Source organism: Paenibacillus sp. J31R30, from assembly GCF_059692115.1.
The window spans coordinates 105,975-130,656 of record NZ_JCAUAV010000016.1; the positions used below are offsets into that span (position 1 = coordinate 105,975).

Annotated in this window: 22 protein-coding genes and 1 riboswitch; of the genes, 2 read left to right on the top strand and 20 right to left on the bottom strand. The window is 49.6% G+C overall.

Annotated features, from left to right (window positions below; translation table 11 throughout):
* Positions 1-18: 18 nt before the first annotated feature.
* Together purK and purE are read right to left on the bottom strand one after the other, a co-directional pair.
* Positions 19-1,194, bottom strand: coding sequence for a 5-(carboxyamino)imidazole ribonucleotide synthase (gene purK, locus AC58QO_RS30240; RefSeq protein ID WP_497272160.1), 1,176 nt, complete (start codon positions 1,192-1,194; stop codon positions 19-21).
* Entirely contained in the window at positions 1,191-1,676 is a 486-nt protein-coding gene (gene purE / locus AC58QO_RS30245; protein WP_497272161.1) for a 5-(carboxyamino)imidazole ribonucleotide mutase, read from the bottom strand. Before purE ends, purK begins: the two co-directional genes overlap by 4 nt.
* Before the next feature lie 134 nt (positions 1,677-1,810).
* A riboswitch (purine riboswitch) is annotated at positions 1,811-1,912 on the bottom strand.
* Positions 1,913-2,235: 323 nt separating this feature from the next.
* On the opposite strand from purE, the gene AC58QO_RS30250 reads away from it, so the two are divergent.
* Positions 2,236-2,796 carry a YdeI/OmpD-associated family protein gene (locus AC58QO_RS30250; protein WP_497272162.1) on the top strand — a complete coding sequence of 187 codons (561 nt, stop codon included), beginning with the start codon at positions 2,236-2,238 and terminating at the stop codon, positions 2,794-2,796.
* On the opposite strand, the gene AC58QO_RS30255 is transcribed toward AC58QO_RS30250, so the two are convergent.
* From AC58QO_RS30255 to AC58QO_RS30275, 5 genes are all read right to left on the bottom strand, one after another.
* On the bottom strand, positions 2,793-3,065 hold the full coding sequence (locus AC58QO_RS30255; protein ID WP_497272163.1) for a Fur family transcriptional regulator: 273 nt from the start codon (positions 3,063-3,065) through the stop codon (positions 2,793-2,795). The genes AC58QO_RS30250 and AC58QO_RS30255 overlap by 4 nt on opposite strands.
* 410 nt (positions 3,066-3,475) lie before the next feature.
* Positions 3,476-4,450, bottom strand: coding sequence for a pectinesterase family protein (locus AC58QO_RS30260; RefSeq protein ID WP_497272164.1), 975 nt, complete (start codon positions 4,448-4,450; stop codon positions 3,476-3,478).
* A 37-nt stretch (positions 4,451-4,487) separates the two neighbouring features.
* Positions 4,488-5,426 carry a polyprenyl synthetase family protein gene (locus AC58QO_RS30265; protein ID WP_497272165.1) on the bottom strand — a complete coding sequence of 313 codons (939 nt, stop codon included), beginning with the start codon at positions 5,424-5,426 and terminating at the stop codon, positions 4,488-4,490.
* Positions 5,427-5,441: 15 nt separating this feature from the next.
* Positions 5,442-6,074 (bottom strand): response regulator, encoded by a 633-nt coding sequence (locus AC58QO_RS30270; RefSeq protein ID WP_497272166.1) that lies wholly within the window; start codon positions 6,072-6,074, stop codon positions 5,442-5,444.
* Entirely contained in the window at positions 6,071-8,377 is a 2,307-nt protein-coding gene (locus AC58QO_RS30275; RefSeq protein ID WP_497272167.1) for a sensor histidine kinase, read from the bottom strand. Before AC58QO_RS30275 ends, AC58QO_RS30270 begins: the two co-directional genes overlap by 4 nt.
* A gap of 75 nt (positions 8,378-8,452) precedes the next feature.
* On the opposite strand from AC58QO_RS30275, the gene AC58QO_RS30280 reads away from it, so the two are divergent.
* Positions 8,453-8,653, top strand: coding sequence for a hypothetical protein (locus AC58QO_RS30280; RefSeq protein ID WP_497272168.1), 201 nt, complete (start codon positions 8,453-8,455; stop codon positions 8,651-8,653).
* A gap of 134 nt (positions 8,654-8,787) precedes the next feature.
* Here the strand turns inward: AC58QO_RS30280 and AC58QO_RS30285 are convergent, their stop codons facing one another.
* The 13 genes from AC58QO_RS30285 to pucL all read right to left on the bottom strand — a co-directional run bounded on the left by AC58QO_RS30285 (position 8,788) and on the right by pucL (position 24,154).
* Positions 8,788-9,765, bottom strand: coding sequence for an aromatic ring-hydroxylating dioxygenase subunit alpha (locus AC58QO_RS30285; protein ID WP_497272169.1), 978 nt, complete (start codon positions 9,763-9,765; stop codon positions 8,788-8,790).
* A 22-nt stretch (positions 9,766-9,787) separates the two neighbouring features.
* Complete coding sequence (locus tag AC58QO_RS30290; RefSeq protein ID WP_497272170.1) at positions 9,788-10,918, bottom strand: BMP family ABC transporter substrate-binding protein; 1,131 nt, start codon at positions 10,916-10,918, stop codon at positions 9,788-9,790.
* A gap of 6 nt (positions 10,919-10,924) precedes the next feature.
* A complete protein-coding gene (locus tag AC58QO_RS30295) occupies positions 10,925-11,410 on the bottom strand; it encodes a (2Fe-2S)-binding protein (protein WP_497272171.1) in 486 nt (161 codons plus the stop codon).
* Positions 11,403-13,688, bottom strand: coding sequence for a xanthine dehydrogenase subunit D (pucD, locus tag AC58QO_RS30300; protein WP_497272172.1), 2,286 nt, complete (start codon positions 13,686-13,688; stop codon positions 11,403-11,405). The genes AC58QO_RS30295 and pucD overlap by 8 nt, the downstream gene beginning before the upstream one ends.
* On the bottom strand, positions 13,672-14,652 hold the full coding sequence (locus AC58QO_RS30305) for an FAD binding domain-containing protein (RefSeq protein ID WP_497272173.1): 981 nt from the start codon (positions 14,650-14,652) through the stop codon (positions 13,672-13,674). Before AC58QO_RS30305 ends, pucD begins: the two co-directional genes overlap by 17 nt.
* A 361-nt stretch (positions 14,653-15,013) precedes the next feature.
* Complete coding sequence (locus AC58QO_RS30310) at positions 15,014-15,709, bottom strand: nucleotidyltransferase family protein (RefSeq protein WP_497272174.1); 696 nt, start codon at positions 15,707-15,709, stop codon at positions 15,014-15,016.
* Positions 15,655-16,671 (bottom strand): XdhC family protein, encoded by a 1,017-nt coding sequence (locus AC58QO_RS30315; RefSeq protein ID WP_497272175.1) that lies wholly within the window; start codon positions 16,669-16,671, stop codon positions 15,655-15,657. Before AC58QO_RS30315 ends, AC58QO_RS30310 begins: the two co-directional genes overlap by 55 nt.
* 106 nt (positions 16,672-16,777) lie before the next feature.
* On the bottom strand, positions 16,778-18,373 hold the full coding sequence (ggt, locus tag AC58QO_RS30320; protein ID WP_497272176.1) for a gamma-glutamyltransferase: 1,596 nt from the start codon (positions 18,371-18,373) through the stop codon (positions 16,778-16,780).
* A gap of 2 nt (positions 18,374-18,375) precedes the next feature.
* Entirely contained in the window at positions 18,376-19,611 is a 1,236-nt protein-coding gene (locus AC58QO_RS30325) for a pyridoxal-phosphate-dependent aminotransferase family protein (protein WP_497272178.1), read from the bottom strand.
* Entirely contained in the window at positions 19,598-20,890 is a 1,293-nt protein-coding gene (locus AC58QO_RS30330; RefSeq protein ID WP_497272180.1) for a Zn-dependent hydrolase, read from the bottom strand. Before AC58QO_RS30330 ends, AC58QO_RS30325 begins: the two co-directional genes overlap by 14 nt.
* Positions 20,883-22,274 carry an allantoinase gene (locus AC58QO_RS30335; RefSeq protein ID WP_497272182.1) on the bottom strand — a complete coding sequence of 464 codons (1,392 nt, stop codon included), beginning with the start codon at positions 22,272-22,274 and terminating at the stop codon, positions 20,883-20,885. Before AC58QO_RS30335 ends, AC58QO_RS30330 begins: the two co-directional genes overlap by 8 nt.
* 57 nt (positions 22,275-22,331) lie before the next feature.
* Positions 22,332-22,688 (bottom strand): hydroxyisourate hydrolase, encoded by a 357-nt coding sequence (gene uraH, locus AC58QO_RS30340; protein WP_497272184.1) that lies wholly within the window; start codon positions 22,686-22,688, stop codon positions 22,332-22,334.
* Positions 22,685-24,154 carry a factor-independent urate hydroxylase gene (gene pucL, locus AC58QO_RS30345; protein WP_497272186.1) on the bottom strand — a complete coding sequence of 490 codons (1,470 nt, stop codon included), beginning with the start codon at positions 24,152-24,154 and terminating at the stop codon, positions 22,685-22,687. Before pucL ends, uraH begins: the two co-directional genes overlap by 4 nt.
* Between the last annotated feature and the right edge of the window lie 528 nt (positions 24,155-24,682).

Below are 24,682 nucleotides of genomic sequence, written 5' to 3' on the forward strand. Positions count from 1 at the left end.
TCCTCCAATGAGTTTCATTTACTTACTTTCCCAAATGCCTGTCTGTTCTATCCAAGTCAACGCTTTCTCGACATCGTCTGTTAAAAGATTAATGTGACCCATTTTGCGTTTCTCTTTCGCTTCTTTCTTGCCGTACAAATGAACTTTGGCGGAGACGCCAAGCTCTTCATTCTCCAAAAAGCCTGGCTCAGCTAGCTGATCATGCAGAGGAGCAATATGCTCACCCAGCAAATTAACCATCACAACTGGCGTCAATAACTCAGTCGAACCCAGAGGCAAGTTGCAAATCGCACGTACGTGCTGCTCGAACTGCGAGGTCCGGCAGGCTTCCATCGTATAGTGGCCGGAATTGTGCGGGCGTGGCGCAAGCTCGTTGACGTATAGCTGACCATCCTTGGTCAGGAATAGCTCAACCGCGATCAGCCCGATCACACCGAGAGACTCCGCGATGCGAATCGCCAGCTCTTCGGCCGCCTTCTGCACGGGCACAGGAATACGTGCCGGCACGATGGATTCGTGCAGAATATTAAGAACATGTATATTTTCAGCAGCAGGAAATGCCTTTACCTCGCCGCGTGGACTTCTAGCTGCAATAACGGATAATTCTTTGTCAAAATGAATGAATTGTTCGAGCACCAGCTCGGTTTTGGCGCGGCTTAAGGTTTCGTAGGCTTCATGGACCTCATCCAACGAACGAAGCACCCACTGCCCTTTGCCGTCATAACCGCCCGTAGCGGTTTTGAGTACGCATGGCGTACCGAAGCGCTCTGCCGCTTCTCGCAGCTCCGCTTCGCTTGTGATTTCCGCGTATGGCGCAACAGGTACGCCTGCCGCTTCAATCGCTCTCTTCTCACGAAGACGGTGCTGTGTCGTGTATAAAAGATGACTGCCTTGTGGAACATATGACTCTTCCATCAAGATGTTGGTGACGTGCGCGTCGACGTTTTCGAATTCGTACGTGATCACGTCCGATAGTGCCGCAAGTCTTCTAGCTGCCTCAACGTCGTCGAAATTCGCTTGAATCTGCTCGTCGGCTACTTGGCCGCATGGTGCGTCTTCTGTCGGATCGAGCGTCACGAAGCGATACCCCATGTTGCGTCCGGCTAGCGTCAGCATGCGCCCTAATTGCCCGCCGCCAAGGATGCCGATTGTGCCTCCTGGCTGGATGACCTTACCGCTGGATGCCTCGCTCATAGCTGGTCACTGCTTTCTAGCACCGTTTGCGTAATACGCGCGCGGCGTGCTTTCACTCTCGCTTGGATCTCCGGATCAAAAGCGCCCAGAATTTGCGCAGCGAGCAAGCCTGCGTTCGTTGCACCTGCATGACCGATAGCAACTGTAGCAACTGGAATGCCGCCCGGCATTTGTACAATAGAGAGCAAAGAGTCCATGCCGTTCAAAGTAGACGTCTTGACTGGAACACCAATAACCGGAAGCTCCGTTTTGGCCGCTACCATTCCTGGTAAATGCGCCGCTCCGCCTGCTCCGGCAATAATCACTTGTAGGCCACGTTCGATGGCCGATGCTGCATAGTCAAACATCAAATCCGGTGTTCTATGCGCGGATACGACCTTTTTCTCAAAGGCTATACCCAGTTCGTCCAACATATCACAAGCATGCTTCATCGTTTCCCAATCCGACTGGCTTCCCATAATTACACCAACACGTACCGTCATCACAAACCTCTTTCTGAACGTCGACTTATAATCATATACGCTATAAAAATAAAAATGCCCAGAGCTAGAATTCACGATTCTATACGCTGGACAGCAAAAGAACCGAATGCAAAAAGACCATCATTTCCTATGGTTCCCCTCATTCGCTTCCTCGTAGTCCAAAAATTCATGGTTTTTGGGTAGATACTTCCAGGCCTTATTCCTGATTTTATACGAGTTGATTCGACATTTTCAATTAGTGCGGCTTCATTTCCCGCTTTCCTAGTTTACTACCAACTAACGTGCCATGTCAATTTGAAAAAACGAACGTTTATTACTTTATTCTTTTAAATAGTTCGCTTTTTCGGCACATTTTCTATCTTTTACCTGTTTTAGACGGAAGATGCGTTTCTCAACATCTCTATATGAGATCATCCCTTGTTCTTAGACTTCAAAATCACTAGTAAGACGAGCCTTATATTTTTCGACACAACTTCGTTCTTCGAAAAAACAAACGCACTGACATACAGGTGTCAGTGCGTTTGTTTTATAATGATAGTGAGAGGTGACCAGAAATCTTATGATCATAGATAAAATCGTACAAGTTCACACACGACAAGATTGGCGAAATTGGCTAACTGATCATCACAGCACGGAGGATTACTGTTGGTTAGTTCCTACAAGTCGTCATTCCGAAAGTTACTTAGATTCTGTAGAAGAAGCATTATGTTTCGGTTGGATTGATAGCACGATTAAAAAATTAGATGATACTCAAACAGCACAACGATATTCGCCAAGAAAAAAGAAAAGTAACTGGACTGAGCTCAATAAAGAACGCGTCCGTAGGTTAGATAAATTAGGCCTCATGACAGAAGCAGGATATCGCGTGTTGCCCGACATGAGAACTGAATCTTTCATCATAGATGAAGAGATCCTAGCGCAATTAAGTCAGGACGAAGCACTCTATCGCCATTTTCAAGGCTTACCTGCACTCTATGTGAGAATCAAGCTCGATAATATCCAGTCCGTACGGAAAGATGAAACGTTATTTCAGAACCGACTAGCCAAGTTTATTGAACATACTCGTGTGAATAAAATGTATGGACAATGGCACGATGCTGGTCGACTTTTAAACTATTAAGAACAGATCGCCGCTTCATATCGTAAAGAGGCTCCGCTAACCGTCGATTCATTCACTAATCCTAGCTGTTTAAAAACGTGCAGAGAGCTGTTCACTGTCATCGCATTCAGATGTGGATATTGACCGACCATCGCCTCGCAAATGTCTTTCACTGTTGTGAAGCCTTCTTGCTCATAAAGAAATACAAGCAAAGCTCGCCGCTGCGGGGTTAACGGGATATTTCTGGCCCGAATCCGCTGGAGCGCTTGATTCAGATCATGTTTGACCATTAGGGTAACCTCCTCTTTCAATTTATTTATAATAATTACTATATAATATTTATTATAAATTTAGTGGGATTGGTTGTCAACAAACTCTCCGCTAAAAGGAAATAGAGGGCATCCCCAATCCTAGTCAAAGATGCTAAAGTACACTTATTTTCGGAGTAAATGGCTGAATATAGATAAATTGATGCAAAAAGGCATCCTTTAGGGCCGAAAATGTGCCCAAATGTACCCAAATGATGAATACCAGCAGGAATAGTTGCCTTTTCGCAAGTATTTTCATTCGAGAAGTTATTTCAATAAAAAAAGATGCCTTTTCGCATTTTTCGTCACGAACGAGCTTTATAAAACGCAAATAAGAGGGTCCCCGCCACCATACATGGCCTTGGGTCCCCCCTCTTTCATATACGCTCCTATTATGTACGGATGGCCGGAACCGTCGGATCCCACCCATCCTCGCCTGCAAGAATACGCTGAGCGGTCAGCTTCTCCGCTTCCAGCACGTTCAGCTCACTTGCCCACTCTGCGCGCCCGCTCGTTACAGCGCCTGGCCCTCTACTCCCAAACTCCATGTACTTAACCTCATCTACCGGTTCCTGCTCATTCCAGCGATCCCAACCCGCAGCCTTAATATGCGGCCCTACCCAGCAATCCAGAAACGCCACTTTCGCATAATTCCTCCACGGTCTACCTAAACCAACCGATTGCTCCGGCGCATTCCCCATCAGTTTGCATCCCAAGAATACGTACCCAAATTGGACATCCTCAGGGGTAGACGCGGCTGTGATCCAACCTCGCCCCAAGGAGTATATCTCGCAATCCTGAAACACCGCTGTTGCCGAGCCGAAAATAAAATCGATATCCCCTTCTATATAGCAGCGTTCATAATACTGCCTGACGGGACGTCTCGGAGCATCCTCCCTTGGACCGCCAAAGCTGCCGCGATCTCTCGGATGCGGTGGTAATGGACCCGTAAACAGCGTGTCCTGAAATCCACGGAACCTGCAATCTCGGAAGGCGACGCAGTCTCCATCGATGTAAGCAGCAAGCGCCTGCCCAACGACCTCGCCTCTCCCCGCTGTATTCTCGAACGTGACGCCTTCCACCGTTACATGATCCCCGCCTATGTAAACCGTATAGGAATGAAAGGTGTGATATGGCTCCCCGTTTGGAAACAACTTTTTCGCGTAATCGTCATATGTGATAACGGTCTGATCCGCGCCATCCCCAACCAGTCTTATCCACGGCTTATCGATCACCAATTTTTCTTTGTACACACCACTTTTGATATAGATGGTCACTGGCTCTTCTCGCTCGACAGGTACATGATCGACAGCCTCTTGAATACGAATGAAATCGCCGCTTCCATCTGCTGCAACTGTAATCATCATTTCCCACCCTTTCTCTAGACGATAGAAAGAGCAGGCGCTATGCCTGCTCTACTTCCACACCCAGCTTGATGAAATCGCCTAACGTAAGCGTTCGGAACTCTTCCTTCCATGGCGACAACGCCTGCAGCTCCCCAAATATCTCCTCAGCCTTCTGAATACACACCGACTGCACAATACGTGCATATTCCAAGCAGCCAGAGTCCTGTATCAGCTCTCTTACCGTATCTTCACTCTCCACAAATTGCGCAGCCGTGATTTCTCCAGCATAATAGGCTTTCACTGGTGAAAAGGCCTCGTCCTCAAGGGCGATTAAATACAAGATCGGCAATGTCCTTTTCTTCGCCATTAAATCACTTTTCTCATCATAGCGAACAAGATCTCGCACATCATTTTGAATCTGGTGGAGCAGCCCCACGCAGTCCGCCATCTGATGCAGCTGCTCTATTGTTTCTTCCGTACATGTGGTATCGGAATAGCCCATGAAGCAAGCTAGGCGGAATAACGAACCCGATTTCTCTTGGGTCATCCACAAATATTCATCCACGGTCGTGACGGCATTGGTCACATCCTTATGCTGGCCGTTAATCGATCTAGCGACGATTTTGCTGATTTCTACCAGCATATTTCCGCTGGCATTCAACCTTCCCAATTCGCCGACCACACCCATGATTAGTGCTAATACCGCATTCAACGCATTCGCAGCGTCAACTCTCATCCATGGCTTACTCTCACTATCCTGATCCTGCAGATCATCGACGATATCCAGAATGAGCACAACCAGTTCTGTCAATGCCGCTCGGCGATGAATATTCGGTGAGCCGCCACCTAGCATGGCGTGTGTGCACAGCGTGAGATTGGACCATGAAAGACTCGAGGTCTCCTTATCAGACATACAGGATCTCAGCAAATCTTTCAAATCCTCATCAAACATATAATCATCCATCATCCGTGCCATATGCTGCCGAATATCCTGCATGCAAAGCGCCTACTTTCAGGTATAGTATTTACTTTTAATAAACTTCTCCAAAGCCTCAGTCCTTGATTTCGCGCCCCACTTGTCATAAATTTTACGCAAATAATTATCTACCGTTCGCTTACTCATGAAAATCCGCTCAGCAATTTGTTCGTGTGTAGCCCCTTTTACGAGCATGTTCATCATGAGCACTTCTTCCTCTTGCAGCTCGCACTCTTCCCCAGCATCCGCTTCATTTAACTGCATCTGGTTGAAGAAGGACAGTGGAATCATCGTATATCCATCTAAAATGCAATACACCATATTCTTGATCGTTCGCTCACTCGATTCTTTCGAGAGAACACCGCTTACTTTCATTTCAATGAGTTTATTATAAATACCAGCCAACTCGATGCCTGTGAAAATGACAATATGGATGTGCGGATAAAGCTGCTTAAGCTGTGCGGCAACTTCTGTTCCTGTCTGATCAGGAAGCTGATAATCCAGAAATACGAGTCCAGGCTGGTGCTGCTTCACATGCTCCAAGCATTCCTTCGCATTACTAACAACCCCAACAACCTCGATACGATCTATTTCATCTAGCAACGACTTCGTCGCCCGCGCAAATAATGGATGGTCATCGACCACTAATGTTTTAACGATTTCACTCATGCTGATATCACTTCCTCTGTTGGTATTGTGATTAGGATATGGGTTCCTTTACCCTCCGCTGTCTCCAATTCAAAGCTTCCACCCACATGCAGCACGCGGCTTCGCATATAGGTAAGCCCCATTCCCGAAGCAGCGATCTCAACCGCAACCTCTTCCTTCACCTGAAAGCCTACGCCATCGTCCCGATAGCTTAAGTAGAAGAAAGGCCCTTCCTCCCACAAATGAAAGCTAACGTTGGCAGCCTGTGAATGTTTCTTAGCATTGTTAAGTAATTCTTGCACAATTCGGAAGATATGTCGTTTGGCCGATAAATCCTTTCCTTCGATGTCGGAAATTTGCTCTGCGCGGAAAGAAATCTCGAACGGCGTCGTATACGATTCCTTCTCAACGAACGTCTTCAAGGTTTGCTTCAAGCCTACCTCTTTCAACAGGTGAGGGTTCAACTCAAAGCAGCTTTGGCGCAAGCTGGCATTAATCATCTCCACAAAGTTGTTCATGCTGTTCAGCTGTTCACGATCCTCTTGGCGCATCGACGGTTTCTCTGCCAGCGTGGTTAATCTGCGTTTGAGGAAAAATAAATCCTGCATCGTCGTATCATGAAGATCAGTTGCGATCCGAACCCGTTCTTCCTCCTGCAGCTCGAACATCACCTTCCTTAACCAGAGATGCTCTTCCTGCGGAAGATGGGAGACCATTTGCTGGAGCCTGCCAGTCAGCTTACGAATTAGATAAACATTTTCCATCCCTACTTCCAAATAGGACGTAATCAGCTGCAGCCACTGTAATTCCTCTTTGGCAATATGTGTATTCGTCTTCTTCCGAGTCACAATCAAGTAGCTTGTATACTCCTCGTGGCAATTCATCTCCATAAAGGTATAGTACGGATGTTCAAGCATCTCCGAAGAATTGACCAAATGTTGAATTTCCGCCGTATCGACTTCACCTTCACCGATGATTTCAACATCATTTTTATGACGAAAAACAATAGCTCCACCCGTCACTTGCAGCGTGTTAACGATATCGACGAGGATGATATCCTTCAAATCGCGAAAGCTTGATATCGTACCTAAATTCTTGGAAATCTTTTTCAAAGCGGATTTTAATATGTACTTTCTCGGGAATAAGTAAGGTTCCAACCGCGTCGTCCAATATTCGGCTGCGTACAACATAATGGAAACAAGGAAAAGCGAGCCGCTGAAGATAAATAAAAGCTGTTTACTGTTCGTCTCACCATGAAAAACGAGTGCAAAAGCAACTGTAAACAATAAGACAGGCAGCACCGCGATCAGGCAGGAAAAAACAATGCGTCGTACCACAAGTCCAATATCATACAACTGATCGGAAGCTATTAAATATGAAAACGTAATTGGAAAAATGAGCAGCAATCCGCTCGTATAAATCGGGTCCAATATCCAGCCGCCAATGATTAACTGTGGAAGAAAGGATAGACAGATAATGGGCAGAAATGAAATAAGCAAGGAGTAAAACACGCTTTTAATAATACTAGTCAGCGGTGATTGGACTTTTCTAATTTTCAGAAATAGCGTCGCTAACAGCGAAATATTTAAGGAAATCACGATAATGAAGAATCCCATTGTGAAGGTTCCATCATACCGATAGACGTAAACCATCGAAGGAAAAAAGTAACTTGCTCTTAATAGCAGCGCTAATGTAGCGATGCCATATAAATATTTAAAATGCCCCCTGGGCAGCCCCATATCTCCCTTTTCTTTGAAAAACACGACAAGGAAATGGAGAAACACAATGGGTAAGAACATCATGGAGCTGGCAATAACCAGTTTAGCTAACAAGTCGCCTCGCGATGAAGCTCCCAAACTCATAAAAATCAAAGCTGCGCAAAGAAAAGAGAAAGCTAGTAATCGTGCAGAAGGCGAACGACTCTCCTTAACTAATAGAAGAACGCACATAAATAAGCACACGAATTCCTCGGCAAGCGACATAATATCGATAATAGAAGGTTCACTCGTCCTCAAATCGATAGATTCTACAATGCCATCTCTTCCTATTGCTAGTACACTAGCTTTTCCTACAATATTCCACCGTTGTACGGCAGGGGAGTCCTTAGGCGGTTTCCCATCAATGGCTAAGACTTTATCCCCAATTCGAATTTCATTATTCATACTATTGGCTTCAAGCTTACTTACTACCCACTCATTCGTTGGCGTAGATTCCAAGTAAATGCCATTGTATGGAAAGTGAAAAGTGATATAAGAACACCATACTTGCAAAGCTATAAATAGAATAACAAAAAAAGTGACTAACCCTTTTCTTAAAATTTTCAAATAGTTCTCCCCTGAATTCCAATATTTTGCTATAATGTGTATGCAGTTATACATTCTCTTAAAGGAGCTAAAACCATGCCAGTTATCCAACTAAATTCCGAACTACAACGTTCCGTTCACGCTGCAAAACGCGCAGAACTACGCAAGCAAGCAGATTCCTTCATGGTTGCTCAACCACTGTCTGCGCAAGAAACATCTGCACTGCTCAAAACATTCACAACATCTACTGACGTAAGAGCAAAGGATGCAGAAGTAAGATCTCTCTACTGGTGGTAATCAGCATTTCTACTAGTCTTATTTTACCAATATAAAAAAGGATTGCATATTAGCTTTAGCTAATTATACAATCCTTTTTTTATTTCGTATGCATGTCCTTCGCACTACTCTGCCAAAATCCAACAAATTTCTTGCTACGCTGTTCCGAAAGTGACGCCTAGCTCACGAAGCCGCTTGCGGTAGGCGATACTCAAGCGATCGCACTTCAGGTGCAGCTCAGCCTGCAAATCTAGCGGCAGCAGCTCCGGCTTCTGATTCTCTACCATAACCCGATCCTGCTCGATGAGCCGATCTTGGAATTGGATGAACACTTCATCGAGCTCGTCATACGCATAATTTCTTTGCTTCAGCATATAAGCCACGCTAGTCTGCTCCGTAACCGGCAGCACCATCAGAAACAGACGAAAGATGTGATCAGATACGTCATCCCTCTTCGTAAAAGCTACACATAACGGACCGAATACCTCATACACATAGCGACTATTCACGCCACGTCCAGTCCCATCGGCATCAGGCTGATACACGATGATTTCCTCGGAACGCAGAAGGCCATCCTCTTCCAACACATGATAATCATTGATTTCAGCGAAATCACTATCCCCCAGCAGACCCTCATGCACGAACATGAGGTGGGACACATCGAGGAAATTTTCTATAATGCGCGGCCCTGCTGCTTGCAGCGTGTAAGGCCCCATGAACACTTCCTTGAAGCCTTCGGGCACATAGGCACTCACTTTCGGCAGCGGCCCAGCGGGTGTCCCAAGACATACCCAGATCAGACCATGCGCTTCCACACAGGCGTAAACGAAGGCCTTGGCTTTCGATGGGATGGCTTGTTCCTTCGGCAAGGAGGGAATCCTTGTACATGTGCCACAGCCATTATAGGACCAGCCATGATACGCGCATACAAGCTCATCGCCGCTTACTTTCCCAAGTGAAAGCGGCACACCGCGATGAATACATAAGTCTTTGAACGCGTGGACGCCTTGCGTGGTGCGGAATACCGCTATTTTTTCGCCTAGTACAACAACGGCTTCCGGCTTTTCCGTGAGTGCTGACGACAACAACACCGGGTGCCACTCGTGAATTAATGCGATATCTTGTATTGTCATCGCCACTCACATCCTTCGTGGTTTATTTAGGAATGACACCTTTAATGCCCTTAACAAACCAAGTCGTGCCCAAGATTTCTTCGTCTGTCATCTTTTTACCTGATTCGAAGCGAGTTTTACCATCTTGGTCAACGATGGGTCCTTGGAACACCTCAAATGTACCACTCAGAATTTCTGCTTTCTTTTTTTCCACCACTGCTTTCACATCAGCTGGCACATTTTTGCCTAGCGGGGCAATATCCGTGATGCCTTCTTTCATACTGCCGAAGTAAGCTTCCGATTTCCATGTGCCGTCCATGATGCTTTTCACCGTTTTCACGTAGTACGGGCCCCAGTTCCATTTCGGATTCGATATGTACGTCTCAGGTGCGAATCTGCCCATATCGGAGTCATTCCCGATGCCCCATACTTTACGTTCAGCAGCCGCTTGAATACTTGCCGGTGAATCTTGGTAAGCCGCCAATACGTCCACACCTTTATCCAGCAGGGAAATCGCAGCTTGCTTCTCTGTGGCAGGATCGAACCAAGTATTACTCCACACAACCTGAACATCAATATTCGGGTTTACACTTTGCGCACCAAGCGTGAAAGCATTAATGGTATAAATCACCTCTGGGATCGGGAAAGCACCGACATAGCCCAGATGATTGTTTTTCGTCATCTTCCCTGCAGCCATACCGACGAGGTAAGCACTTTGATATTCACGTCCCATGTACGTACCTAGGTTGGGCGCTGTTTTGTAGCCAGTGGCGTGCAGGAATTTCACATTCGGATGCTTTGCCGCTACAGCAACCATCGGGTCCATGTATCCGAAGGAGGTTCCGAAAATAATATCATTTTTCTGAGCCAGCTCCTCGAACACTCGCTCTGCGTCAGGGCCTTCTGGGATATTTTCAACTGTCGTCGCTTTAATCCCCAGCTCTTTCTCCAGCATTAACCGACCTTGATCGTGTTCAAATGTCCAACCGCCATCCCCCGGAACGCCGATATAGACAAAAGCAACTCTAGGCAGCTTTTTCTCTGTTGTTGTCGCTGCCGTAGATGCTGCAGTGGTGGAAGCTGGCGCTGTTGTGGAACTAGTTGTCGTGCTTGTGGAGCAGGCGCTTAAAATGACTAACATAATAGCAGTTAAGGACAGTATGATTTTTCTCATTCGCTTCTACCCCTCTCTTTTTATGGACAATCCGCATTTCTCTACCGCTCTGAAAATCCCCTCATATCCTGTGCACCTGCAAATGTTCCCGCACAGTGCTTTCTCGGCCTCAGCCCTCGTTGGAGCAGGGTTCGATTCCCACAACGCGGTTAAGGTGACAACCATGCCGGCGGTACAGTAACCGCACTGCAATCCCCCCTCCTCTAACATCGCTTGTTGAATCGGATGCAGCTCTTCACCTGCTGATATACCCTCTATGGTCGTCAGTTCCTTGCCCGATGCTTGATAAGCCATCAGTAGACAGGAATTCACAGGCTGACCGTCGAGCAGAATCATGCAAGCGCCGCAGCGCCCAATTTCACACGAAACCTTGGTGCCGGTCATCAACAGATCATCCCTCAGAACAGCTGACATCCTTTTGGATGCAGGGACTGGAATGGACACTCCCTTCCCGTTAATGGAGCACTCTAGCACAAAAGATGTATTAATCACTGGCCTCCACCCCTTCTAACCAATCGATGGATTGCACGATGTCTTCTGGTGATATGGGCAGCTGATTCACCCAAATGCCTGTCGCTTGCCGCACTGCCGCCGTAATCGCAGGCGCTAAGCCAACAGAACCGATTTCTCCAACGCCGCGAGGGCCGAATGTATCCCCTTCGGGAAGCTCTTCGATCGCCTCAACTTGAATGCTGAGCGGGCTATCGCTGAAGGTGGGAACGAGGTACGTATCCAAGTTATGCCTGACATATCGGCTATCCTTCATGACAGCATCCTCGGTCAACGTGTAGCCCAAGGCCATCACACTGCCGCCCTCGATTTGCCCAAGAAAGCCCATCGGATTAATAACAGGGCCTGCGGCAATGACGTGATCGGTTTGCAGCACCTTAACCCGTCCGGTCAGCATATTGACTTCCACCTCTACGATGGCTGCTGCATAGGAGTACAGGTAGTGCGCCCCGACCCGCCCTTCGGGCGTCGTCGGGTAGTCGAACTCCGTATGCGCGAGGATCGGCGCAGCTGCTGCCGCAGCGGCCTCCGCATACGTGACAACCGGCTCCCCCGATTCATCACCCTTGCGATGAATCCCGCCTGCGCCGGTTGCAAGCTCTGCGGCCGGAACGCCGCAGAGCAGCGAAGCCTGCTCCAGCAGCGCCAGCACGAAGGCTGGCTTCAGCCGCTGGAGCGCGCGCCACATCATCGTGGTGGCGCGTGAGGCCGTGCTCGAACCGCTGCTGGGCACGCGGTCCGTATCGCCGATGACGATGCGGATGTCATCGACGGCGCAGCCGAAGCAATCTTGCAGCATCAACGTGAGTGCTGCATACAGCCCTTGGCCGAACTCCTCGAAGCCGAAGGAGGCCTGGATCTTGCCCTCCGGCGTCAGCTCGATGCGGCCGCCGGAATGGTCCGGGATGCCGAGGCCGAGCCCGGCACCGTGCATCACCAGCGCAGCGCCGACGCCTCGGCGCAGCCACGGCTCTTGCGCAGCCGCTTGCGGGTGGGCGCGCTTCGCCCAGAGCGGCGACTCCTGCGCCTTCGCCCACACTTGGGCGGCGCCTTCGGTGGCCACGATCTGCTGGCCCATCGGGCCAGGATCTGCTGGCTGGCGCAGGTTGAGCTTGCGCAGCTCCCACGCGTCCATGCCGAGCTTCTCGGCTAAGCGTTCGATCTGGCTCTCCACCGCGAAAATCACCTGATTGCCGCCGAACCCCCGAAACTCACCGGACACTCCGTTATTCGTGTAGACGCTCTTTCCTTCAATATCGACATGTGGGATCGTGTAAGGACCAATCGCATGCTCGGTTGCAAAATTGAGTACCTCACAGCCTAATGTCGCGTAGGCTCCTGTATCTGCCAGAATGCGGACCTGATGCGCGATCAGGTGCCCTTGTTGGTCAGTCCCTGTTTTCATCGCGATCCGCATCGGATGACGTTTGATTCCCGAAATAACCGATTCCCGACGGGAATTGTGCATTTTGATCGGCTTCTTTGTCCTTAACGCCATTAGTGCACCGAAAGGCTGCACATTGAGCTCATCTTTGCCGCCAAACGATCCGCCGATCGGGCTGGATACGACTCTGATTTGTTCCTCGGGAATCCCAAGGATTCGCGCAAGCTGGAACCGATCCTTGTAGCCATGCTGGGTCGGCGAGTAAACGGTAAGCCGCCCGTCTGCCTCAGGAATAAAGAGACCACCTTCCGTTTCCATATACGTGTGCATTTGGCGAGGTGTCCAATAGGTCTCTTCCACAACGTGTGCACAAGTATCAAAAACCGCCTCCATGTTCGAATCCCCATGCTGCAGGGAGGTTTGATGAAGCAGATTCCCTTCGGGATGCAGCAGGATCGTACCCGTCTCCAACGCGGTTTCTGGGTTATCTACAAGGGGAAGCGGCTCATACACGACCTCAATGAGGCTTAGTGCGTATTCCGCTATGTCCTCTGTATCTGCAGCAACGGAGGCCAACGCATCCCCGATATAACGAACCCGCTCCTGACAGAACACCGGCTGATGCGGAAAAGCAATACCGAATAAGTTCAACCCTGGCACGTCGTCAGCTGTCAGGACCGCGCGCACGCCAGGTAATTGTTTGGCTTTAGTTGTATCGATAGAAAGAATCCAAGCATGCGGATATTGACTCCGCAATACCTTGCCGTGCAGCATGCCAGGGGCGGTTAAATCGGTGAGATAACGGAGCTCCCCAGTCACTTTCTCTTTGCCATCAGGTCTTATGATCCATTTCTTCGCATTACGATTTAGGAGCATAGGCTCCGCCCCCTTTGCGCCAAGCTTTATAACACTCCGAAACAATCAAATTCGCCGCAGTTTGCTTTCGATAAGCCACGCCAGCATAATCATCAGGCACAGCGTTAAAGTCGGCCATCACGCCCTTATGAAGTGTCTGCAAAACTGCCTTCGATAACGGCTTACCGAGCATTTCCGCTTCCAAAGCTGGAAACCTCGCAGGAATCGCATTGCCCCCACCTGCCGCCAAGGCAAATCTTACAATCCTCCCATCTGCTTGCAGGGAAAGCCTTCCCGCAACCGTAACTACCGATGGCGTAAACGCCTCTCTTCGTCCAACTTTGAGGTAGAACTCATGCGTAATTCCCGCTTCTCCTGTGGCATCTAGCTGATCTCCAGCTCCAGCTCCAGCTCCATTTTCATTTTCAGTTTCGATTTCAGCCACCGCCTCTGTTTGCACCATGATCCCTATCATCATCTCTTCAGAAGTGTCTGGCGAAACAGTGAGCCAATCCTTCAGGTAGACCGTTCGTTCATTCTGCCCATCCATGCACCGAATCTGTGCATTCATCACAAGTAATGCGGGGATCAGATCACCTGTACGTGTCATCACATTGCCCCCAATGGAGGCTAGGTTTCGAATCGACGGAGCTGCGATCTCTGCGCAAGCTTGCACGAGCAGACTGCACTTTTGCTGAACTAGCTCGTTTTTCATCAAATCTGCTATGCTCAGGGCAGGGCCTATATGAACTTGACCTTGGGAATTAACTGTTAATCCCGACAGGACAAGAATACGTCCAAGACTAATCAAATGCTGCGGCATCGGTGCGAGACCGTTTTCCCAACGTGTGCGAAGCCAAGTGCCTCCGGCGACAATGACGGCATCTTCGCCCCATTTGCGCTTCATTTCGATCGCTTCCTCCACACTTGTCGGCTGCCATACAGAAGGTTGCTGCTCAGGCAGCTGATGCATAGGAACTGACATATTCAACCCTCCTCAGAGTTTCTGAATGACCACGTGCTCGTTATGCGTTCTGAGTTTACCGCGAGATGTCGGCTTGCTGCGTGGTGCCCGTATGCGTTCGTACTCCTACCTGCGGAACGTGGTTCCGCTATTTCTCCGATTCCGCCTCATGCGACGAGTTACTGAGCTTCATTCCGTTTCACGAGCCCCTTGCCCGCTTCAGCCTTACCGTCATCTTCAATCGTTCTGATAAATTAGATCTACTATAAACAATATTCGAAAATAACGTCAACTAACTTAACATCATTTTGTTTTTTTATATAAAAAAATAGCGCATCATTCGTAACAATGCACTCTCTAGCTAATTTCATGTTATTTAATTTCACACACACTTAATCATAAAGATGCTCTTTGCCTCTTCAAAGCACTGGACGGTATCAATATCCATAAATGTCAACGAATCCATCTCGATCACCTGCCCGCGAAAAGCAGGCAATTGAAACAAAGCTCGCGCTCCAGCATCTCCTTCTAACGCCGCAATAGCTGACCACATCCCGTTCCCCAGAATGACAGGCGGTTTAGGCTTTCCGCTATCACCGCTAGCAACGAAGTCATAACCAGCCTCCAGATTGAAGGCATCAATCAGACTCTCTAGCCCTGCTCCATCAATAAAGGGCTGGTCAGCCAGCATGACCATTGCACCGTCAGCCCCCAGCTCCTCTGCTGCCTGAATACCGGTGCGAAGCGAATGGGCCATACCTAGACCAGCATCCTTACATACCACTATGCGGCATCTACCACTCGCGATTTGACCACGAGCCTCTTCCGGCAACCATGCCAGCGTATCTCCTTCGCGTACAACGACAATCACCTGCGTTAGCTCTGAGCAGGCGAGCGCCTTCAGCAGCGCCAGACTAGCTAGGCTGACGCATGCAGCCAGCTCCAGGGACTGCTTCGCAGTCCCCATGCGCCGACTGCTCCCCGCCGCCAGGTAGACGCCGACGACCCTTTTCTTCACCGGCTTCACCATGAGCTGAAGCTTTGGACATCCCGTCCATGAGCTAAGGGGGATTGCCATGATTCCGCTCCATGTTTACCGCGCTTGATCGCAATCAACTCAGCTACGATGCTGATCGCATTCTCGAACGCGCCTTCCGAGCCGATGTTTAAGCCGATTGGCGCATGCAGCCAGTAAGGGCGCTCGTAACCTTCCAGCATTTTCGCTGTACGCTCTTTGGAGCCCATAATCCCTAGATAATGGATATTATAGGCCATAACACCTCGGAAGAAGGCCGTATCCTTCTCGAACTGATGACTCATGATGACGACGTAGTCTCGCTCATTCAGCGCAAGCTTTTCGACTAATGCTTCTGGAAAGGCAACCATCGTTTCTACCTCAGGAAATCGCTCTGCATTACAGAATGCCTCTCGCCAGTCAGCAACCACCACACGAAAACCGCTGCTTGCGGCCATTTGTACGAGTGGAGTTGCATCCGGATTCGCACCGAACACGATGACTCTTGGCTTTGGCACAAATACTGTGCTCGTCATGAACCCAATCGGCTCTCTCATAGCTAAAGGGGCAGAAAGGCCCTGCTCGTACTCACCTGATCCCCGAAGCGCATACGTAATATCCGAATACCCATCGGTATAGGTGCGAATAAGCTCCACGGCTTCGCCGCGATCCAATTTATTTTTCACCACGAGCAGGTTAACCAATAATTCCCCAGAAAGCGGCTCTAGCAGAATCCGAATCAACCCCCCGCACCCGATCGTCTCTCCCCAGCCGAAGTCATCCGCAGGTCTCATATCGTATTCGACCATTTGCGGCTTTTGCGATTCCCACACACCTGGCACGTAAGCAGCGAGATCCCCTTCCAAGCAGCCAGGAGATATGCTCCCCACCGTGCTGGCATCTGCCATTAACAGCATGACAGCTCCTTGTTTGCGATAAGCGTGGCCTTCCACATGAATCACTGTCGCCAATACACGTGCCTTGGTATTACTTCCCACAGCTTGCAAAATGTCATAGGCCTCCATCACTCATCGCTCCCTCTTTATATAAATGCTTACCTAGCTGCTTAATCCCATTCATCTCTAAAGCACATGTCTAGTTGATCTTCCAACACTATTCCTCGTGGGTCCACTACCAGCCAATCGCCAACCCATCGCCACGCGGATCCGCCGCACCACTCATAAACCCTTGCTCATCAATGACAATGCCCTGCGCCTGCCCCATAATGCCATCCCAAGACTTCACGGGCTCCACGCGGTGTCCCCACTGTTTGAGTCTTGTATATACCTCAGGTTCAAGTCGGTGCTCCAGCTTAAGCGCGTCGCCTTCTTCTCCCCAAGTACGTCCATAAACCCAACGTGGAAGTGAAATGGCTTCTTGAATGGATAAACCATAATCCAAGACCCCCGTAAGTATCGATAGCTGCGTCTGCGGCTGACCCTCTCCACCCTGCGTGCCGAACAGCATATACGGCTTACCTGCCTTACTTACCATAGCAGGCATCAACGTATGGAACGATCTTTTGCGTGGTTCCAGCACGTTTGCGCATGCAGGATCGAGCGAGAAGAAGGAGCCCCGATTTTGCATAATAATGCCGGTATCACCTGGAACGTAAGCTGCCCCGAAATCAAAATAGAGACTTTGGATAAAAGAAACAGAATTCCCCTCTTCATCCACAACAGCTGCATAAGCGGTGTCCTGACCGATCGCTGGCGAGAGATGATCACTGACCTTCATTGGATTCGCCTGAATGTCCTGCCAGAGCTCTTGCGCGTACGATTTGGACAACAGCCTTTCAAGCGGTATCTCCCTGAAATAAGGGTCTGTTAAATAGCGATCACGATCTTTGAACGCCTTTTTGATCACTTCCGACATAAGATGATAGAAATTCGCCGATGCCCTTGGCACAGCTGCCATCTCAATATGTTCTAGCATATTCATCATCATGAGCGCAGTGAACCCTTGCGAGTTCGGCGGCATTTGATAAATTTCATATCCGCGATACGTCGTCGATAGCAGCTCCACCCATTCTCCAGCGAAGCTGCGGAAATCTTCTTCCTCCAGCAAACCGCCATCATACTTAACGCCATTAATAATCGCTTGCATTAGCGAGCCTGAGTAAAACACATCTCTACCTTCTTGCTGAATCAGTCGCAGCGTTCTTGCTATGTCAGGCTGAATCAGCCGATCGCCTTCCTTCAAAAGCTCGCCATCCCGCAAATATAAGGCGCTGAGCTGTGCGGAAGCCCGAATGAATTCCTCATCCTTGCGCATCCAGAACAGCAAATTGCGCGAGATCGGGAACCCCTTTTCCGCATATCCAATCGCTGCATCCAATAACTTCGCCCAAGGAAGCTTGCCGTGCTTTTTCCACACTTGCCACCAAGCATCCACCATGCCCGGAACCGTAATCGCGCTTAAAATGCCGCGTTGCGGAATCTTTTCCATCCCTTGCTCGCTATAAAAATCTGGCGTTGCCTTCGCAGCCGACTTGCCGCTGCCATTAAAGCCGGTATATGCGCCTGTTGCCGCATCATGCATGAGGAAAAAAGCATCTCCGCCGAGCCCCGTCATATGCGGATAAACGACACCCAGGGTCGCACTAATGGCAATTGCCGCATCGAAGGCATTGCCTCCTTGCTGTAAAATCGCGCTCCCCACTGAACTAGCCAAATAATGCGGCGTAGCAATCATGGCTCGCTCTGCTCGTGGCATGATGTTTAACATGATTATTCCTCCCGTTTATGAGCATATACCGCTAGTGCAGCTTGCAGCGCCTTTCCTACCGAGATATCCACACCATGCCAATGAAGTGTTGCTTCCAGCGCCCCAAGGACATGAAGCACATTCTTCTGATTGCAGCTAAAACCCATCGTGCCGATGCGCCAAATCTGCCCCTTCAATGGACCGAAGGAAGAGGCAATTTCAATGCCGAAGCTGTTCAACAGCATCGCGCGTACGGCTTCACCATCCACTGACCCCGGAATGCGAATGCAGGTGACAACCGGCAGCTTACATGACGGGTCACCATAAAGCGTCAACCCCATGGCCTGCAGCCCAGCAACCAAAGCCTCTTCGTGACGCTTGTGACGCAAGAAGCGCTCATCCAACCCCTCCTGCAGCACAATCCGTACACCTTCGCGCAGTGCATACAGCATGGTTGTCGCCTCGGTATGATGATTCAACCGCTTCGGACTCCAGTAGTCCTGCAGCATGCCGAGATCGAAATAGTTGCTCGCCACAGCCTTAACCGTGGAAGCAGGGGCGCCTTTCTCCCGCAGTCCCCGCTCGATCGATTTGCGGCGAAGCACCTTCGCTTCGACACGATCGTTGTACGTAATTGGTGACATGCCCGATGGAACGGATAAACATTTTTGCGTTCCGCCAATCACTGCATCCAGCAGCCATTCGTCTGTTTTTACAGGAACACCGCCTATTGTGGCTACAGCATCTACTACGAGGAGTGCATCTGCTTGACGGCAAGCGACCCCGATCCCATCAAATGGTTGGATACAGCCTGTCGACGTCTCTCCATGAACCATGGCCACAATGGCAGGCTTCTCCCGCTCGATAGCTGATATGATATCCAAGGGGTCGAACACGGACCCCCATTCCTTCTCAATAATGGCCACCTCAGCCCCACAGCGTTCCGCAATTTCTACCAGTAAATTTCCAAATCGTCCGTATATCGGAACGAGCACCTTATCTCCTGGCTCGATGATGCTTACCATTACGGCTTCTATACCAGAACGGGAAGTCCCATCGATCGGAAACGCCCATTGATTATTCGTTTGAAAAACCTCACGAAGCATCTCCATCGTTTCATTCATCAACTCGGTGAACTCCGGATCGAATTGACCCAGAATGGGATACGACATCGCGCGCAGCACCCTAGGGTCAACTTCAACTGGCCCAGGGGTCATAATTGTTCGAAGGGAGGGTGATAAATCTTTATAGGTTTTCATCTGCTTTTCCCCCATAGCCGTATTGGTATAACACATGAACGAGTGTCTGGAAGCCGACGATGAGATCCTCCGGCTTCGTGTACTCTTTGGGACTATGGCTGATGCCAGCCCGACTTGGCACGAAAATCATGGCCGACGGGCAGATAGGCCCGAACAGCTGCGCATCATGTCCAGCCCCGCTTGGCATCCGTATATGCTCGTAGCCATAGAAGTCGCAGGCAGCCTCAATTTCTGCCGATATCCCGCTATCCATGGCCACTGGTAAAGCATTTAGATGTTCAACTGTATCTATATATAGTTCTCTTCGCACGGCGATTTCCACAAACCGCGATATCAGTCCCGCACGAAAAGCCTCAATCTTCCGCTCGTCAGTATGCCTAATATCTAACGTAAATTCGACTTCGCCGGGCACCACATTCGATGTTCCACGCTTCACTTCCAAGCGTCCTACGGTGGCTACCAACGGTTCCCCCTCTGCATGAGCCATCTGCTCTGTGAGCGCGACCATTTCGGCTGCGCCAGCCAATGCATCTTTACGCATCGTCATCGGGGTCGTTCCTGCATGGTTTGGCGTGCCCGTGACGACGACGGTCATTCGAATTTGACCAACAATCGCCGTAACGACACCAATCTGCTTCTCCTTAAATTCAAGTACTGCGCCTTGCTCGATATGAATTTCAATATAGGCGCCAATATCATTTCTTTTCGCCGGGTAGGGCTGATTCTGTGAGGTTTCAAATCCCGCCTGCTCCATCGCCTCTATTAGTGTGACTCCCTCTGGATCAGCAAGCCCAATACCATCAGCTAGCGATAGCACCCCTGTCACATGACCGGAGCCCCAATACGCCAAGGGAAACCGACTCCCTTCCTCCTCGCAAAAGGAGACCATCTCTAATGTCCGTTTCGGCGTCCCGTACACGGCCTTTAAATAACCCAGCGCCATCATGGATGCGATGACGCCGTAGGCTCCATCGTATTTGCCGCCATTTTTGACGGTATCCATATGTGAACCTGTGAGCAGCGGCTTTAACGAAGGGTCAGACCCTTGCAATTTACCGTATACATTGCCGACTTCATCAAAGTCTGCCTTCAACCCCATGCCCTGCATATTGTCCATCAGCGCTAGTTGCGCTTGGAGCCATGGCTCTGCATAGAGCAGCCGAGTCACGCCGCCTTCTGGATCGGCGCCAAAGGTCGCCAGCCACTCCAAGGCTCGCAGCATACGCTCCCCGTATTGAGCGAGCATTTCCTCTTGTGGGTGCTGTTTCATTTTAGCCATCTAGCCCGCCTCCGATCGATGTACGATGACGCAACCAAGTTCCATCTAACGCTGCTCGAACACCCACACCTCGTTCATACACCTTGACTCCCCGCAGGAAGGTTGCTTTCACACTGCAGCCAAACGTTTTGCCAACATAGGGACTCTGCTTATGTCGATACAGTAAGTCACTCTCTTGCAGCGTATAACTTGCTGCCAAATCCACCAAAGCCAGATCCGCATCAGCACCTATGGCTATTTCCCCCTTGCGAGGATGTAAGCCAAAGCGCTTAGCTGGTTCTAGTGCCAGCATACGAGCTAGCTCAGTTAAAGGAATCTCTCTGCGCAGATGTCCTTCATCCAGCATGAGCTCAAGCGAGCTTTGCGCCCCCGAAATACCGCCCCATGCTGCGAAGAAATCACCCTGCTTCATGTGTTTAGGCGAAGGTGAGTGATCAGAAGCGATGATGTCGAACCGCCCAGCTTTCAACTCTTCCCATAAACGAGCTTGATCTTCCGACGTGCGTATCGGTGGCGCACATTTCGCAACAGGTCCGAGGCGTTCGACCTCCAGATCCGTTAGTGCCAAATAATGCGGGCACGTTTCCACGGTAACGTCCACTCCCTGTGCCTTCGCCTCCGTGATAACCTGTACCGCTTCTGCGGAGGAGATATGTACGAAGTGCAGCTTACAGCCTGTCTGCTTCGCATAGCCCAATGCTCGGTTTACAGCTTCCACTTCGGCGGCAATCGGCCGTGTCGCGATGAAGTCCAATGCGCTGCGTTTGCCTGTTTGCACGGCCTCGGCAGCGAGCTTGGAGACGATCTCCTCGCTCTCAGCATGAAGCGCTAGCACCAGCCCCAAGCGAGCAATTTCTTTCATGCCGTTAACTAACGTCTCGTCATCCACTTCCGTGAAGATGTCTTCTCCCTCTCCGCCTGGGCAGGACATGAAGGCTTTGAAGCCAATCACGCCAGCTTGAGCAAGCCCTTCCAACTCACCAATGTTGCCAGGGACAAGTCCGCCCCACAGCGCATAATCTACGTAAGATTGCCCTTCGGCTGCTCCCAGCTTCATCGCTAACGCACTGAGACGAACTGTAGGCGGGACCCCATTTAGCGGCATATCGATATAGGTTGTGCATCCACCAGCGGCTAGCGAGGCAGAACCTGTAGCGAAGCCTTCCCAATGGCCGAGTGCAGGTTCGTTGAAATGAACATGTGCATCAATCATCCCGGGGAGAATCGTTAAGCCTGCTGCGTCATAAACAGGAGTCTGCTCTGAGAACACGAGGTTTTTACCTAGTGCTGCAATCTTGCCGTCCCGTATACCGATGTCTAGCTGCCGACACTCATTTTGCAGGACTACATTTCCTTTGCGTACGATAAGATCCAATTGATTCATCCTACGAAACCTCCCTCGAAGCTCTCTGTCTGTTCGTTTGACGCCAACTACTTCGGATTAACTCCCGCGATAGGTGTTATACCCCCATGGTGCGATTAATAAAGGAACGTGATAATGCATCGTGCTGTTGGCAACTCCGAAACGAATCGGTACCTGATCTAGAAATGCTGGCTCTGGCAGCTCCACGCCCTTCCCTCTGAAGTAGTCGCCTACATGAAACAGAAGCTGATACGTCCCAACTATAAAAGCTTCCCCACTCAGCATCGGCCCTGGCAGCCTGCCATCTGTATTCGTAACGTCAGAGCGAAGCAGTTCTGCCTCCCCACCTTCCAGCCGAAACAAATCGATCCTTACTCCAACTGCCGGTCGACCGCTGCTAATATCCAGAACGTGCGATGTAATCCCTACGCTCATAGGCCCTCCAGGTCACGCTTTGTCATCGAAAAGCCTTGGAAACCATACGGCGGCCTAGGCTCTGTAAATACTTTGCCTTCACCTACAGAAACTTCCTCAAGAATCGTTTCCCATGTCCGATTATTGGACTCGAAGCGAATTTCTTTGAGCTGCGGGAAGCGCAATAAGGAGCGTTGCCCGATACGATAGATGAGGTTCTGGATCGAAGGCGAATGCTGCTCATGGAATACGGTATGCGCAATATCACGAATTTGCTCAGCGGCTACATAGCGCCCTAGATCGGCATCGAAGGCATCTTCAGCTGTTTCATAGGTCCATGCTATGTCTAGGAATATAAACAGCGGACGATCCGATGATTCTGGCAGTGTCGTGTACTCATCACGAACGAAGCCGGCGAAGGAGCTTCCTTTGACTTTGATTAGTTTAAGGTCTGCTACGCCAGCGGAGTGATCTGCGACGACGATATCATCTGCGGCGCGAACCAGCTCTACAAATGCGGTTGGGTGTTCATTTTGCGAATAACGGTACACAAGATCTCCTGCTTGGAAGCCTGATTCCCCTGGAACTGGCAGCACCTCGAAAGCCACTTGATCTGCACTCATTTTAATCCCCGTCATCCATGGATACTTCTCTAGGAAGAGCCTGCTCACGAAAGCCAAAAACCCCTCTGCCGTAGACCCTTCATACTCACCTGCTTTGCGTAGGATGAAGTTCTTCATCGAATCCGTCGCCACGACGTTGGTGTTGTCACCCTCGCTGAACGACGTGAACAGCTTCTCACCGCTCACCGCAACTTTGATGTTCATGCCGAACAGCACATTGTCTCGCCCTGTGAAGCCCGATTCCGGAATCAGCGTGATATTCGTCAACGGCTTGGCATAAGAACGATAGACCCAGACGTCACCTTTCCCGTAGTACATGATTCTCTCTGCGCCTTTTGCTTGTTCCATCGCTTTCTCCTCCGTTTCAATCATCACAAGATCTGCCAGCCGAAAACGCCCAATCTTACAAACCTCTTGCAGTGCCGTACGCAGCTCCACTCCCGGAGTTCCTTGAATGCGCTGGCGTAACGCCTCGCGTATTGTGTCTTTGGTCTGCCCCTTCACCGCCATGATAAAAGGGAACTGAAATCGATCCGTGTACTGCTTATTTAAAGAAAGGAACTGTTCATATTCTTCAGGGGATAGCTGGTTCAGACCGGCACCTGACTGCTCTTGAACGGAGTGATCGGTCATCCGCACGCGAGTACCCAGATCGGGATGGGCCCGTAGCAGCGCCAGCTGCTCCTCATGACTCGCTCGTTCCACCTGTAGTTCAAGGGCGCTAATCATGTCCTTGATTTCGGTGAATGGCCGAGATCCTGCAGCCCGTTCTGCCACCCAAGGCGAGTGCTCAAATAGCGGACCAAACGCTAGAATGAACGCCTCTTGGTTCATGTCATTGACTTGCTTCCGTGTGATCTTCATAGCCCCGCCACCTCGATTTCAGCCTTAAATTCCATGCATTCTTTTCCAAGATTTGTTTCATTGTAAATGCGCCATCCCTATGGGTCAATTTATATGAAAGAAGTTTGTAATCTTTCATAACAACGTTAAGTTTTTTTGTATTTTTGCTAAAATAGGCAGACTGAGCGGCTCTACTCCTTATCAAGACACACACCATTACCGGCCATGAACTTGTGCTTAAATTAACTCCTTAACTACATTAATCATCCAAACTACTCATCCCCCCCTCTTTCTACTCTATTTTTCACTTTTCACTTTTCACTTTTCACTTTTCACTTTTCACCTTCCACACTCCACCTTCCACTCCTCACCCACTCCTATGTTGTATTTCATACAACATCGAAGCCCTTAAACACGCCAAATCGCTTCGCAAGTTGTATAACGTACAACATTATTCTTCATTTCAGTCCATTTGCGCTTAAAAATGCCTAAAAGGTTGTACAAAATACAACTTCATCCCATTTTCAGGGCAAAAACCATCAATAATGT

Coding starts and splice junctions, on each gene's coding strand:
- purK (WP_497272160.1), bottom strand. CDS start 1,194: ATGAGCGAGGCATCCAGCGGTAAGGTCATCCAGCCAGGAGGCACAATC.
- purE (WP_497272161.1), bottom strand. CDS start 1,676: ATGACGGTACGTGTTGGTGTAATTATGGGAAGCCAGTCGGATTGGGAA.
- AC58QO_RS30250 (WP_497272162.1), top strand. CDS start 2,236: ATGATCATAGATAAAATCGTACAAGTTCACACACGACAAGATTGGCGA.
- AC58QO_RS30255 (WP_497272163.1), bottom strand. CDS start 3,065: ATGGTCAAACATGATCTGAATCAAGCGCTCCAGCGGATTCGGGCCAGA.
- AC58QO_RS30260 (WP_497272164.1), bottom strand. CDS start 4,450: ATGATGATTACAGTTGCAGCAGATGGAAGCGGCGATTTCATTCGTATT.
- AC58QO_RS30265 (WP_497272165.1), bottom strand. CDS start 5,426: ATGCAGGATATTCGGCAGCATATGGCACGGATGATGGATGATTATATG.
- AC58QO_RS30270 (WP_497272166.1), bottom strand. CDS start 6,074: ATGAGTGAAATCGTTAAAACATTAGTGGTCGATGACCATCCATTATTT.
- AC58QO_RS30280 (WP_497272168.1), top strand. CDS start 8,453: ATGCCAGTTATCCAACTAAATTCCGAACTACAACGTTCCGTTCACGCT.
- AC58QO_RS30285 (WP_497272169.1), bottom strand. CDS start 9,765: ATGACAATACAAGATATCGCATTAATTCACGAGTGGCACCCGGTGTTG.
- AC58QO_RS30290 (WP_497272170.1), bottom strand. CDS start 10,918: ATGAGAAAAATCATACTGTCCTTAACTGCTATTATGTTAGTCATTTTA.
- pucD (WP_497272172.1), bottom strand. CDS start 13,688: ATGCTCCTAAATCGTAATGCGAAGAAATGGATCATAAGACCTGATGGC.
- AC58QO_RS30305 (WP_497272173.1), bottom strand. CDS start 14,652: ATGTCAGTTCCTATGCATCAGCTGCCTGAGCAGCAACCTTCTGTATGG.
- AC58QO_RS30310 (WP_497272174.1), bottom strand. CDS start 15,709: ATGGCAATCCCCCTTAGCTCATGGACGGGATGTCCAAAGCTTCAGCTC.
- AC58QO_RS30315 (WP_497272175.1), bottom strand. CDS start 16,671: ATGGAGGCCTATGACATTTTGCAAGCTGTGGGAAGTAATACCAAGGCA.
- ggt (WP_497272176.1), bottom strand. CDS start 18,373: ATGTTAAACATCATGCCACGAGCAGAGCGAGCCATGATTGCTACGCCG.
- AC58QO_RS30325 (WP_497272178.1), bottom strand. CDS start 19,611: ATGAAAACCTATAAAGATTTATCACCCTCCCTTCGAACAATTATGACC.
- AC58QO_RS30330 (WP_497272180.1), bottom strand. CDS start 20,890: ATGGCTAAAATGAAACAGCACCCACAAGAGGAAATGCTCGCTCAATAC.
- AC58QO_RS30335 (WP_497272182.1), bottom strand. CDS start 22,274: ATGAATCAATTGGATCTTATCGTACGCAAAGGAAATGTAGTCCTGCAA.
- uraH (WP_497272184.1), bottom strand. CDS start 22,688: ATGAGCGTAGGGATTACATCGCACGTTCTGGATATTAGCAGCGGTCGA.
- pucL (WP_497272186.1), bottom strand. CDS start 24,154: ATGAAGATCACACGGAAGCAAGTCAATGACATGAACCAAGAGGCGTTC.